This is a genomic window from Synechococcus sp. WC101, assembly GCF_047461555.1.
GTDB lineage: Bacteria > Cyanobacteriota > Cyanobacteriia > Thermostichales > Thermostichaceae > Thermostichus.
In genome coordinates, this window is the sequence record NZ_JANSHG010000060.1 from 1 (window position 1) to 12,993 (window position 12,993).

General features: G+C 59.1%; 10 protein-coding genes. 4 read left to right on the forward strand and 6 right to left on the reverse strand.

All coding sequences use genetic code 11. From position 1 onward, the window contains the following. Positions 1-32 precede the first annotated feature (32 nt). Positions 33-950: an SGNH/GDSL hydrolase family protein gene (locus tag NW809_RS05805; protein WP_414401711.1), complete on the reverse strand. Its 918-nt coding sequence runs from the start codon at positions 948-950 to the stop codon at positions 33-35. A 262-nt stretch (positions 951-1,212) separates the two neighbouring features. Between NW809_RS05805 and NW809_RS05810 the strand changes: the two genes are divergently transcribed. The 4 genes from NW809_RS05810 (at position 1,213) to NW809_RS05825 (ending at position 6,819) form a co-directional block, all read left to right on the forward strand. Next, complete coding sequence (locus NW809_RS05810) at positions 1,213-2,502, forward strand: HD domain-containing protein (RefSeq protein WP_011429522.1); 1,290 nt, start codon at positions 1,213-1,215, stop codon at positions 2,500-2,502. Positions 2,503-2,568: 66 nt separating this feature from the next. After that, positions 2,569-3,759: a glycosyltransferase gene (locus NW809_RS05815; protein WP_414401712.1), complete on the forward strand. Its 1,191-nt coding sequence runs from the start codon at positions 2,569-2,571 to the stop codon at positions 3,757-3,759. 110 nt (positions 3,760-3,869) lie between these two features. Continuing rightward, a complete protein-coding gene (purD, locus tag NW809_RS05820; RefSeq protein ID WP_414401713.1) occupies positions 3,870-5,165 on the forward strand; it encodes a phosphoribosylamine--glycine ligase in 1,296 nt (431 codons plus the stop codon). Positions 5,166-5,625: 460 nt separating this feature from the next. After that, complete coding sequence (locus tag NW809_RS05825) at positions 5,626-6,819, forward strand: RNA-guided endonuclease InsQ/TnpB family protein (protein ID WP_414401716.1); 1,194 nt, start codon at positions 5,626-5,628, stop codon at positions 6,817-6,819. Here NW809_RS05825 and NW809_RS05830 read toward each other — a convergent pair. From NW809_RS05830 to NW809_RS05850, 5 genes are all read right to left on the reverse strand, one after another. Then, the gene (locus NW809_RS05830) at positions 6,791-7,282 is read right to left on the reverse strand and encodes a nitrate reductase associated protein (RefSeq protein WP_414401714.1); all 492 of its coding nucleotides are present in this window, start codon (positions 7,280-7,282) and stop codon (positions 6,791-6,793) included. The genes NW809_RS05825 and NW809_RS05830 overlap by 29 nt on opposite strands. A 24-nt stretch (positions 7,283-7,306) precedes the next feature. Further along, positions 7,307-9,442, reverse strand: a complete 2,136-nt coding sequence (locus tag NW809_RS05835; RefSeq protein WP_414401717.1) for a molybdopterin oxidoreductase family protein — start codon at positions 9,440-9,442, stop codon at positions 7,307-7,309. A gap of 108 nt (positions 9,443-9,550) precedes the next feature. Further along, positions 9,551-10,021: a Uma2 family endonuclease gene (locus NW809_RS05840; protein ID WP_414401715.1), complete on the reverse strand. Its 471-nt coding sequence runs from the start codon at positions 10,019-10,021 to the stop codon at positions 9,551-9,553. Between the two features lie 96 nt (positions 10,022-10,117). After that, positions 10,118-10,960: an ABC transporter ATP-binding protein gene (locus NW809_RS05845; RefSeq protein ID WP_414401718.1), complete on the reverse strand. Its 843-nt coding sequence runs from the start codon at positions 10,958-10,960 to the stop codon at positions 10,118-10,120. A gap of 38 nt (positions 10,961-10,998) precedes the next feature. Next, positions 10,999-12,990: a nitrate ABC transporter ATP-binding protein gene (locus tag NW809_RS05850; RefSeq protein ID WP_414401719.1), complete on the reverse strand. Its 1,992-nt coding sequence runs from the start codon at positions 12,988-12,990 to the stop codon at positions 10,999-11,001. Between the last annotated feature and the right edge of the window lie 3 nt (positions 12,991-12,993).

A 12,993-nucleotide genomic window follows, 5' to 3' on the forward strand; every position in this document is an offset into this window, starting at 1 on the left:
GTGGCGGCTTCGTAAGACCGGGTGGCTGGCGCTCAGGTCTCCTCCTTCTTCCCTGGGCCGGGGGGGTTGAGCTCTGCTGCCGGAAAGCTGCTGGAAGAGAGCTCTGCCTTGCCAAGGGCGGCCAACGCTTCGGGAGAAAGGGATCCCACGTCGCTAGAGGGCGGGCAGCGGTTTTGGGGCGGAACGGGCTGCTGCAGGGCTCTCAGGAAGGCCTCGGCCAGGTCGGCGTAGCCCCGGTCGTTGGGGTGGAAGCCGTCGGCCAGCGGGCCGGGAAAGAAGGATTCGCGGCGGTAGGAGCGGGGATCGCAGAGCAAGTCCACCACCGGGATCCCTTGCTGGCTCAAGGGGTTGATGGCCCGTTGGCTGAGGCCGACGGAGACCAGAGCCAGCAGTCGGCGCAGGCTGCTGGGCTGCTGCTGGCCCAAGGGGATCAGGGCAAAGTTGGGCAGGTTGGCCACTGCCAGGCGGGCTTGGGGGGCGCGGGCGTGCACCGCCTGCAGCAGGGTTTGGTAGTCGGCGGCAAATTGTTGGATCTGGCGCTCGACAAAGGGCAAGGGATCCTCCCCCTGCAGGGCCCGTTGGGCGGCGGCAAAAACAATGGCGTTGGTGTCGTTGCCGCCCACCCAGATGGTGATTAGGTCAGCATTGGGAGGGATGCGCGGCACTTGATCCTGGAGCAGGTTGGCCGGGATCCCTTCCCGCAGGGCTTGCATGGCCGGGCTGAGCACCGCTCCCGAGCGGCCCAAGTTGATGAGCTCCACCGGGCCGGGCAGCAGGCGGGCCAGGCGAGGGACATACCCCGTTCCATTGGGGCAGTCCAGGGGTTCTGAGCGCTGCGGACGGGTGCCGGCCGCGTTGGCCGGGCCATCGCAGGAGATGGAGGCGTTGAAGCCGACGGCATCGCTGGCTCCCAGGGCAACGTAGCGGGTGAGGGCGGGTGGGCCGGGCACAGCAGGCAGAGGGGATTTCGAAGCGGCAGAACAGGCGGCTAGCCCTGATCCGAGCAGCAAAATTAGGATTGAGAGGAGGAGCAGCCCAGCCGTCTGAGGGTCTGGAGGTCGGTTTTTTCGGTATCTGGACGCTTGCATCTGTCGGCAAAGAAAGCAGGTGCAAGGGGGTAGCTTTGGAAAGACTGGGCAGGGGTCGGGCGGGGCGGGAAGCCCCCCAGACAGGCTAACCAAAGATCGGCCAATCAGCGAGTATGGTGGGAGTATGGCGCTGCGCTTTTGCAAGTCCCGCACCTACCACGATCCCCTGCACGGCGCCATCAGCCTGGATGGCGGGGATCCGGTTGAGGCGCTGCTGATTCGCCTCATCGACACACCGGCCTTCCAACGCCTGCGCCGCATCCGCCAGTTGGACACCGCTTTTTTGACCTTCCACGGGGCCGAGGGATCCCGCTTTACCCACTCGGTGGGGGTGCTGCAGGTTACGCGGCGGCTGCTCGACAAGTTGGCCCGCCGCTACCCGGAGCTGCGCCCCTACCGCGCCGTTACCCTGGTTGCCGCCCTGCTGCACGACATTGGGCACCCTCCTTTTAGCCATGCAGGGGAGGAGATTTTTGGCTGCCGCCATGAGGTCTGGACGGCCCGCATTGTACGCGAGGATCCCCAGGTGGCGACTCTTCTGGCGGAGTTCGACCCGCAACTGCCCGCTCAACTGGAGCAGGTGTGGCAGAAACGCTTCCCCCTGCCGCTGGTGGGGCAGCTCATTGCCAGCCAACTGGACTGCGACCGTTTTGATTACCTCATGCGCGACAGCCTGCTCACCGGCGCCCAATACGGCCACCTGGATCTGGATCGCATCCTCACGGTGTTGGACTACGACCCGGAGACGGGATCCCTCTCCATTCCCGCCCGCAAAGGCCTGGGAGCCATCGAACATTACCTGGTGGTGCGCTACTTCATGTACACCCAGGTCTACCAGCACCCCAAGAGCCTCTGCGCCCGCTTCATTTTGGATCGCCTCTTCAAGCGGGCCCAGATCCTTTTGCAAAAGGGGGAGATCGAGTTGGATCCCATCCTGAGCGCCTGGTGCTGGGCCGCGCTGGCGGCGCAAAAGGGGGATCCCTTCGAGCTGCCTTTGCCCCTCTACCTAGCCGCTGACGATGTGATGTTCAGCTACCCTTTCCGCTTTTGGGCTATGGTGGGGAAGGATCCCATCTTGGCGGATCTGGCGCGGCGCTACCTGGAGCGGGATCTGTTCAAAGCCCGCAACCTCACCCGCTTGCCAGCCGAGCGACGCCAAGAGCTGGTGGCAACTCTAAGCCAGAAGATGCAGCGAGATGGCTTGGATCCAGAAAGCTATCTGGGAATCCGCTCCGCCCACGTCCAGGGCTACAGCTTTTACGACCAAGGGATCCAGCTCAAAACCGAAGACGGCTACGCAGAAATTGCCCAGCTCTCGCCGCTGGTGCGGGCTTTGGTGGAAACGCAAAGCCAGGTTTGGCTGATCTTTCCCCGCCCCTACAGCGATATCGTAGAAGGGGCGCTGTCTGCTTAGAGGATTGGGAGATCCTAGGGCCAGGGCATGGGCAAAGCCGTTCGTATCTAAGCGAGGGAAGCAAGTGTGGGGATCCCGGAGATCCTGGCGGGGGTGTTGGCGCCGACGGCCCTGGCTATTGCGTTGGTGGCGCTGCGGCTGTGGCGGGCGCTGCGGGCCTCCCCCTGGCTGAGGGATCCCTCGCCGGAGCAAGCGGCAGCAGTGGCAGCGGCCATGGAGCGGCTGGCGGTGATCGTGCCCGCCTACAACGAAGCGGAGAACGTGGTGGGCTGCCTGAGCAGCATCCTGGACAGCACCGCCGCCCCCTTGCAAGTGTGGCTGGTGGACGACGACTCCACCGATGCCACCTGGGAGCTGGCCCAGGGACTGGCCGCCAAGCGACAGGATCCGCGGCTGCACCTGCTCAAAGGGGATCCCCGCCCCCAAGGCCAGACCTGGGTGGGCAAAAACTGGGCCTGTGCCCAAGCCGTTGCCGCCCTAGCCGCCCAGCCTGATCCCCCCGACTACCTGCTCTTTCTCGACTGCGACGTGCGGCTGGAAAGTGGAGCCATCGAAGCCGCCTTAGGACATTTGCTGGCAAGCGGCAGCGGCCTGGTAAGCGTGGGGCCGCAGTTGGTGTGCGGCTGCCTGGCCGAGTGGCTGGTGCAGCCCATCATGATGGTCATCTTGGCGGCAGGCTACGACTTTGCCGCCGTGAATGATCCCAAGCGTCCCAAGGCCTTTGCCTTCGGGCCGTTCATGCTGTTTCGCCGCTCCGCCTACGAGCAAGTGGGCGGACACGCCGGCGTGGCCGAGGTGGTCATCGAGGATGTGGCGCTGGGACAGCGCATCAAAGCGGCCGGCCTCGGCCTGCAGATCTGCCTGGGGGGGCCGCGGGTGCGCAGCCGCATGTACGCCAATGGGGCCGCCCTCTGGGAAGGGTGGACGAAAAACTGGTTCCTGGGCCTGGAGCGCAACTGGGCCTTGGCCGTGTTGGCAATGGTCACGGTCTTGGGCCTCTGCAGCTTGCCTTGGCTGGGGTTGATCTTGGCCTTGGCCACCGGATCCCTGCAGGTCTTGGCGGCCAGCCTGGCCGGGATCCTGGGCCAAGGGGTCATCCGCCTGCTTCTGTGGCGTTGGGCCCACCTGCCCCTGCGCTACTGGTGGCTGACGGCGGTGGGAGGCTGGGTGACGGCGGCTATCATCTTGGCTTCTGCCATCCGCACCACCAGCGGGCGCAACTGGACTTGGCGGGGCCGTCCCCTGAGGTCAAACTAGCCTGGATCCTCTGAAACCCCTTGGGAACATGGTCTAATGGGGAATGTTCGGGAAGGATCCCAAAATAACCAAGCGGCGTTTACAAGGCGTTTACAAAGTGAGATAGCACAATGCAGGCTTTGGTCATCGGCTCCGGGGGACGGGAACACGCTCTGGCCTGGAAGCTGCTGCAGTCTCCCCAGATTACTCGGGTCTACTGGGCACCTGGCAACGGCGGCGCCCAGCAGATGCCCCGCTGCCAATCGGTGGCTTTGGCGGCCACCGACATCGAGGGGCTGGTGCGATTTGCTACCGTGCAGGGGATCCGCCTGACGGTGGTGGGGCCGGAGCTGCCCCTGGTGGAGGGAATTGTGGACGCCTTTCAGGCAGCGGGGCTGCCCATTTTTGGCCCCAGTCGCGCCGCCGCCCAACTGGAGGGAAGCAAGCTCTGGGCTAAGCAATTGATGCAAGAGGCGGGGATCCCGACTGCTCGCGCTACCGGCTTTGCTGAGCTATCTGCCGCTGTGGCCTATCTCGACTCCCAGAGTTTCCCAGTGGTCATCAAAAAAGACGGACTGGCTGCCGGCAAGGGGGTAACCGTTGCCCAAAACCGGGAAGAAGCCGTGCAAGCCCTGGAAGCAGCCCTGGCCAAGCCGGGCGATCAGGTGCTGATTGAGGAGTTTATCCCCGGCCAGGAGGTGTCGGTTTTGGCTCTAACCGATGGCCAGATCTGTGTGCCGCTGCCACCTGCCCAGGACTACAAGCGCCTTGGCGAGGGCGATACTGGCCCCAACACCGGCGGCATGGGAGCTCATGCCCCTGCGGATCACCTGGTCACTCCAGAAGGGTTGGCCCGCATCCAAACCCAGATCCTGGATCCCACCCTGGAGGCTTTGCAACGGCGGGGCATCCGCTACCAGGGGGTGATCTATGCCGGTTTGATGATCACGCCCAGTGGGGATCCCTATGTGTTGGAGTACAACTGCCGCTTTGGGGATCCCGAAGCTCAGGTCATCCTGCCCTTGCTGGAAAACCCTTTGGACGAGGTGCTGCTGGCCTGTATAGAAGGACGGCTGGCCCAAATCCAGCTCAAATGGAAACCCGGCTATGCCGCCTGCGTGGTGATGGCAGCCCCAGGCTATCCCGATGCCTACGAGCGAGGGATCCCCATCTCCGGCTTGGATGCAGCTGCCACCACGGGGGCGTTGGTGTTTCATGCGGGTACCCGCCAGGCAGGCAAGCAGCTCCTGAGCGATGGCGGGCGCGTTCTCTGTCTTACCGGCCAAGGGGCAACCCTATCCGAGGCCCTGCGCCAAGCCTACGCAGCTGTGGAGCAAGTGCAGTTTCCCAAGGCCTACTATCGTTCTGACATCGGCAGCCACGCCCTGGGGCCTGCCGTCCGCCGAGGAGTGATCCCTACCCCATAAAGCCATCCCTTGCCCTCTCAGCTGCAGCCGGATGGAAGAAGCCCCAGAGGGGTCGCTCCTCCAGGGCCCATAAAGCAGCTTTGAAAAAAGCTTTGATGCTTAGACGATAGCGCTTTCGGTAACAAGACGGCAACAGTGATATCAAAAGCTCAACTTTACTTTAGATTCCTTAACAATAGCCCTCTGCTTTGACTAGGCACGGATATTGCTGAGCTGAGTCTCTCCCCTCTCGAGGGGGATCCCCCATTAGCCCACTTGAACTGTTGCGGACCCGGATCCCCTAGAGCAGGCATTTCCTCTCCCAGGGTGGAAGAGGGGTTGGGGGTGGTCGTCTGGGGCAGCGCATGGCAGAGGAGACTATCTCTCTCAAATAGATTCAGCTAGAAATCGCAGGAGCCCCGCACTGTACCCGTAGGGTCAGTGCCGGGAGGAATGCGCTTTGATGAAGTACAATGAACTCATGAGCCAAGTCCTGACCGTCTCCTGTAAGCTCAAGGCGTCCCAGTCGCAAGCCGCCAAATTGGACGCGACGATGGAGGCTTTTGGCCAAGCCTTGAACTGGGTCAACCAGAACACGCCGGAGAAGATTGTCAACGCGGTCAAACTGCAATCCCTTTGCTACTACGAGATTCGCGCCCGGTTTGGCTTGTCCAGTAACTTGGCTCAACAGGTGTGCAGACGGGTGGCAGGCGCTCGCAAAGTGGCGAGACAGCGCAACCGTCCGGTTAAAGAGTTCAAGCGTAGGTTCGTTACCTACGACGCACGTATCTTCTCGTTCCGTCAAAAAGACTGGACGGTGTCGCTGACCACGGTTGAAGGGAGAGAACGCTTTGAGCTAGCCATTGGTAACTACCAGAGGGGAATGCTGGCTGGTTCCAACCCCAAATCGGCCACCCTAGTCCAGCGGAAGGATGGCTCCTACTACATCCAGATTTGCGTAGAGAAAAAACCACCCAAGCAACAAGATACCGACAAGGTGCTCGGGGTGGACTTTGGAAGGACAGATATTGCCCATACGTCAGAGGGGGACAACTGGAATGGACAGCAGTTGAACAAAGTCCGCGACCACTACTCCCGGTTGAGGGCGGTACTCCAACGCAAAGCCAGTAAGGGCACACGCAGTTCGCGGCGCAGATGCAGAGAACTGTTGCAACGGCTGTCTGGCAAGGAGAGACGCTTTCAAACGTGGGTCAATCATCGCATCTCCAAAGCTATTGTCTCTAGGGCAAAAGCTACCAACAGCGCTATTGCTCTGGAAGACCTAACAGGGATCCGGGAAAGGGTCAATCAACAGCCACGCAGCAAAGCCGAGCGGCGTAGGGCCAACAGTTGGGCGTTCTACCAACTACGTCAGTTTCTGGAGTACAAGGCGAGGGTTGCAGGGGTTTCTCTGATTCTTGTGCCGCCCGCCTACACGTCGCAGACCTGCCACAAGTGTTTGCATATCCATCCCGACCCTGCGCAATCCTACCGCAGTGGCAAGTCGTTCAAGTGTGGGCACTGTGGATGGGAAGGGGATGCGGATTTGAATGGTGCGAATGTGATTGCGCTCTTGGGGGCTGTCGTAAACCAGCCTAGAGGTTCGGGCTTGTTTTGTTCTCTGGTAGAGCAGAACAGGCTCAGGGCTACTGAAAGCCCGCTCCGTACCGCTTAGCGGTCGGAGCCGGGTAGTTTACGCCAAACTCTCGCAGAGCGGGCAAGAAATTTTTGTTTTCGTGATGGGATCGGCTTAACTTAAGCAGGGCAAATTTCTGGATGTCCTGCAGATTCTTCCAGAAATCAAGAGTAAGCTGGATCCCCAGGTCTTGAGCTTTTTGTTGGACAGCCATCGGGATCTGGTGCGGATTTTGCCATTCAGGCTGGGGATCAATGGGAATCTCTTGCACCTCTTCGTGGCAGATGGAGCGGACCAACTGACGTAGATAGCTGCGGAACTCTTGTAGATCTTGAGGAGATTCAGAGGGCCAATCAACACACTTCCGCCGCTCTTCTAAGGAAAACTTGGCCCATTGATGGAGCTTGAGCTTGATCCCGCACAAATCCAGCTTTAGGCGCAAGGTCATGGGGATGCATCGCAGAGAGTCGGCAAAATCTTGCTCAAACTGAAACAGAGTCATGGGAACCTCGATTAGGAACCAAATCTAGAGTTGAGGGGATTGCTTGAGCGGTGGGTCGGCTTTCTCAAGAGCAACGGCACAGGCTTTTAATTCCGGCTGGCCGGAATCGGGACAACTGATGTCATGGGTAAGGGCATTACACTCGGCTTGTTCTGCCCAGAGGGATCCCCAGTGCATGGGCACAAACACTGTTCCAGGGGCGATGTTGGCAGTTATCTTTGCCGGGAAATAGGCCCGCCCGCGGGCAGAACGCACCTGAACCCAATCCCCATCTTGGAGGCCCAGCTTTTCCGCATCGCGAGGATGGATCTCCATAAAGGGTTGGGGGTGCATGTGCTTGATTTTTTCAATCCTGCCGGTACGGGTTTGGGTGTGCCAATGGCCGTATAGCCTGCCCGTAGTTAACACGTAAGGGAACTGAGGGTTGGGTGGCTCCGCCAAGCCACGGGAAGGGTGGGGGATAAAGCGGGCGCGGCCATTGGGGGTCGGGAAACGCCAATCTGTGTAGAGGCGAGTGGACTTAGGGGCCGAGGTTCTTTCTTTGGGATAAGGCCATTGCTGAGGGCCTTGTTCTGCCAAAAGGGCATGGCTGAGGCCGGAGTGATCGCAGAGGCGATTTGCGGTAAGGGCGGCAAATTCTGCATAAACCTCTGCCGCGGTTTGGAAGGAAAATTGCGCTTCAAAGCCCAACCTGCGCCCCACTTCAGCGAAGATCTCCCAATCGGGTCGGGCTTCGCCAGGGGGGTCTCGAAAGGCTTGACAAAGGGTAACCCTGCGCTCGGAGTTGGTCATCACCCCGGTTTTCTCGCTCCACTGGCAGGCGGGCAAAAGCAAATGGGCATATTCTGCCGTTTCTGTAGGGTAATAAGCCTCTTGGTAAACGGTAAAGGGAGACTTTTTCAGGGCTTTTTTGACCCGTTCCAGATCCGGAAAGCTCACCAAAGGATTAGTGGCCACAATCCAGAAGAACTGCAGGGATCCCGTCTCCAGAGCGGCAATCATCTCGGTGGCCCTCAGTCCTGGGTGGGGGGAGATGGAGCCGCCGGGCAAACCCCAAGCCTGCTCCACCTCTGCCCGATGCTGGGGCTGGCTCACCAGCCGATATCCCGGCAGCAGATGAGATAACCCCCCCGCCTCTCGACCACCCATGGCATTGGGCTGGCCGGTCAAGGAAAAGGGGCCGGTCCCCGGTCGGCCAATTTGCCCGGTCAGGAGATGCAGGTTGATTAAGCTGGTGATCTTGGCGGTGCCCTCGCTGGACTGGTTTAGGCCCATCGACCAAAGGGAGAGAACCCTTTGGGATCCCTGCCAGAGCTTGGCCGCTTCAATCAAGTCCTCAGTTGCAATTCCACAGCGCTGGGCTACAATCTGCGGCTCATAATCGGCCAGCAAAGCTGCATATTCGGCAAAACCTTGGGTGCAGCCCTCGATAAAATCGGTAGCCATTGATCCCCACTTTAACAACAAATGGGCAATCCCATTGAAAAGATCGATATCCGTACCGGGGCGAATTTTTAAGTGGAGATCGGCAGCTTCTGCTGTCTGAGTGCGCCGGGGATCCACGACCACCATTTTGAGGGGGGATCCGGTCCTGTGCCGCTTCTTCAAGCGATTAAAAAGAATGGGGTGGCACTCGGCGGTGTTGGTGCCCACCAGAAAAGCCAGATTGCAGAGATCGAGATCCTCGTAGCAGCAGGGGGGGCCGTCGGATCCCAGGGATTGGGTGTAGGCTGAGACAGCTGAGGACATGCACAGGCGCGAGTTGGTGTCAAAATTATTGGTGCCCAGGCAGCCCTTAATGAGCTTTTGAGCAACGTAATAGTCTTCAGTGAGCAACTGCCCCGATCCATACATAGCCATGGAGTGAGGGTTGTCTTTGAGGCAGCGCAGCCGAGAAACCATCTCCTCAAAAGCCTGATCCCAAGAAATGCGGCGAAAGGGCTGATCCAAGCTCTCCCGAAACAGGGGATAGAGCAGCCGATCCCGACCAACTGCCTCCAGGATCGTGGCCCCCTTTACACAGACCATCCCCAAGCTGGAAGGATGATCCCAGTCGCCTCTCATTTTCCAGTCACCTGAGGCTGTCGAAACCGCCTCCAATCCACATCCCACACCGCAATAGGGACATAGGGTTTTGATGACAGCTTTTTCCGACTCCATCGCGGTCACCATGAGTGGGGATCCCTATTAAACGCCCAATTCTCTCGCATTTTGGATCCCTTAGCTGAGAAGAGCGGCAACTTGGATCTCCAAGCCAGGTAATACAACCTAGCTCTTGTCAGTGTCCTGTTCAGCTAGCCAAAGATGGCCATCTTGAGTTTGGATAAAAACGTATTTGCTTCTGGGAAAAATCAGCCAGACTTCCAGTACATCGGAGCTGAGATACTCTTGGGCTTTTAGGAAAATATCTTCTCCACAGTCGGTTGGAGAGAAGATCTCCTCAACCAGAGGATAGCTCTGCAGCAGCGTGGCAATATCCTCTCCAAATTGCTGGATTAAATCTGGAGATGAGTAGGCAGCATCAGGTCTTCTGACTCCGCCTTTGGTTTGGCCGGGAGCCTTCACCAAAACCATACCCCCCAATGGCTGACATTCAACATAACCGAGCCAACGGAAGAGAAGTCGGGTTTGGATCTTGGCATGCCCTAAGGTTTGCCCCACTTTCTCCACAATGTAGCCATCTACCCATTTGGTTTGGGCAACCGGATTGGCCAGATAGTCGGCAAGGGTTTTGGGCAAGCTAGAGACCCGCTCCTCCATTGGGAGATCGGTTGGAACTACCTGAACCGGAGCAGCGGCCATCAACTTCCCTCTCCAAGTATTTTGAACCCTAGCTCAATCCCCTCCATGGGCAAAGCGGCGATAGAGGAAGTCAAGGGCGCGGTTACGCAATTCGTAGAACTCAGGCATTTCCATAATGCGGGAGCGGATGCGCGGTCGCTCAAAGGGAATGGTCAAGATCTCACCAATATGGGCAGCGGGGCCGTTGGTCATCATCACCACACGGTCTGACAAGTAGAGAGCCTCGTCGATGTCGTGGGTAATCATCAAAACTGTGCAGCGGTGATCCCGCCAAATGGCCAGCAGCTCATCTTGTAGATCTTCCTTGGTAATGGCATCCAAGGCCCCAAAAGGCTCATCCAAGAGCAAAACTTGCGGACGAACGGCAAGAGCACGGGCAATGGCAACCCTTTGCTTCATGCCTCCAGAAAGCTGCTTGGGCCGCTTGTGGGCTGCCTCTGCTAAACCTACCAATTCTAGGTGTTCTTCAACGATTTCCCTTTTCTCCCGCCGGGATTTGTTTGGGTAAACCTGATCCACCACCAGATAAACATTTTCAAAAGCCGTTAGCCAGGGCAAAAGGGAATAATGTTGAAACACCATCATCCGATCCGGCCCTGGGGAGGTGATGGGCTGGCCCTTGAGGGTAATGGATCCCGAAGTGGGGGTGGAAAACCCAGCCACCATGTTGATCAAGGTGGATTTGCCGCAACCGGAGTGGCCAATAATGCAAACAAACTCACCGGCAGCCACTTCCAAATTGACATTTTCCAGCGCAACAAAGGATCCGGCTGAGGTAAAGTAGGTTTTGCCCACATTCTGAAGACAAAGAAGGGGCAGTCCTGCAACCGGAGAAGCAGAAGATAGCGGTGAGGAGAACGTGCGGGAGCTGGTCATCATGGTGTTTTCCAATCGAGAGTTTAAGGTAACAAAAGCTAAACTTCGCTGAGCTGGTACTCCTGCAGCTTCAGATCCTGCCGGATGGCCACCGACTCCAGGTAAGCAACGGGATCCTCTCCGTCAAAGCGGGATCCATCGCCAAAGAGTAAAGCTCCGCGGTCGTGGGCCCAATCCGGAAGGCCCAGTTCTCTGGCGGCTAGGGCGTAGGTTTCGCTGTCCAAAACTTGGTCGAGAACCGAAACCCAATTGCGGGGAAAAGCGCAGAGTCCCCAGCGAGCCATTTGCGTCAAGATCCAGAGGTGTTCCAATCTTTCCGGACAGGTGTTGCGCCCGTTGGCAAACTGGTGAAAACCGGTGAGGGCTTGGGATTCATCGGCAATTCCCCGCTGCAGGATGCCCCTCCACCCCGGCTGCAGATCCTCCAGGGCCGCTCCCACATGCTGGGGCTGGGCCAGCCACTCCAGGATCTCAGGGCGGTGCTGCGGCTGATCGCAGTATTGGCAAGCTTCCAGTAGTGCCTTGACCAGAGCTACATGGGTGCGGGGGTAGTTTTGCGCCCAATCCTGGCGCACTGTCAGCACTTTTTCAATGTGGCTGGGCAAGATTTCGGGAGTGGTGGTGACGATAAATCCCAACTGTTCCCGCACAGCGCGGGAGTTCCAGGGCTCGCCGACGCAGTAGCCGTCGATGTTGTCGGCCTTGAGATGGGCCACCATCTGCGGGGGTGGGATCACCGTCAACGTAACGTCCCGATCCGGATCCACCCCCCCACCGGCCAGCCAGTGCCGCAACAGGAAGTTTTGCATGGAAGCCGGATGAACCACTCCCAGGGTGTGGACTGTGTCGGGGGTGTGGTTGAGGTATTGGCGAAAATCCGCCAGGCTTTGAACGCCTCGCTCCAAAAGTCTGCGCCCAAAGGTAATGGCGTTGCCGCCGCGGGAGAGGGTTAGCGCGGTAATCAAAGGCACCGGAACTCCCCCTACTCCCAAGGTGGAAGCCAACGGGATCCCGGCCACCACCATAGCCGCGTCCAGCCGACCGGAGCGGATCCCTTCCCAGATGGTCTTCCAGCCTGGCTCCCGCACCAGGGTGACCTGCTCCAGGCCGTACTTTTGAAACAGGCCCTTTTGCTGGGCCACCACCAGAGGCGCGCAGTCGTTGAGGGGCACAAAGCCAATCTCCAAATTGACCTTCTCCAGGCCGTGTTTGGCAATGGCCACGCGAACAGGCGTTTTCTGGCGAGCCCGCTTTTGCTGGTTGAGAAAGTAGATCATCTCTCCCCGCAGGCTGTAGTAGTCGGGGTGACGCACCACTTCCAAACGATGGCGGGGCCGAGGAAAAGGGATCCGCAAAATCTGGCCAATGCGGGCAGCGGGGCCCTGGGTCATCATCACCACCCGATCCGAAAGCAAGAGGGCCTCATCCACATCGTGGGTAACCATGACACAGGTGAGCTGCTCCGCCTGGGCAATCTCCATCAGTTGCTCCTGTAGGCTGCCGCGCGTCAAGGCATCCAGAGCGCCAAAAGGCTCATCCAACAGCAGCACTCGCGGACGAATGGCCAAGGCTCGGGCAATGGCCACCCGCTGTCTCATCCCCCCTGACAGATGCGCCGGGCGTTTATCGGCTGCCCCCTGCAACCCCACACGGCGAATGTGTTCTGCCACAATTCGGTCCCGCTCCGCTTTGGGAAGGGATCCCAGCACCTCGTCCACAGCCAGGGCAACGTTCTCCCGCACGGTCAGCCAGGGCAGCAGGGAATAGTTCTGAAACACCACCATGCGATCCGGGCCGGGATCCGTAACCTGTCGGCCCTCCAGGAGAATGCCCCCTCGGGAAGGCTTTTCCAGGCCAGCAATGATGTTGAGCAGGGTCGATTTGCCACAGCCAGAGTGGCCGATCAACGAGACAAATTCCCCCTTTTGGATCTCCAAGTGGATGTCTTTCAGGACAGGATAGACCTCTCCGTTGTCGAGGAGAAATTCCTTGTCGACATGATCCACTTCAATGTAAGGCTGGGTCTTCATGAT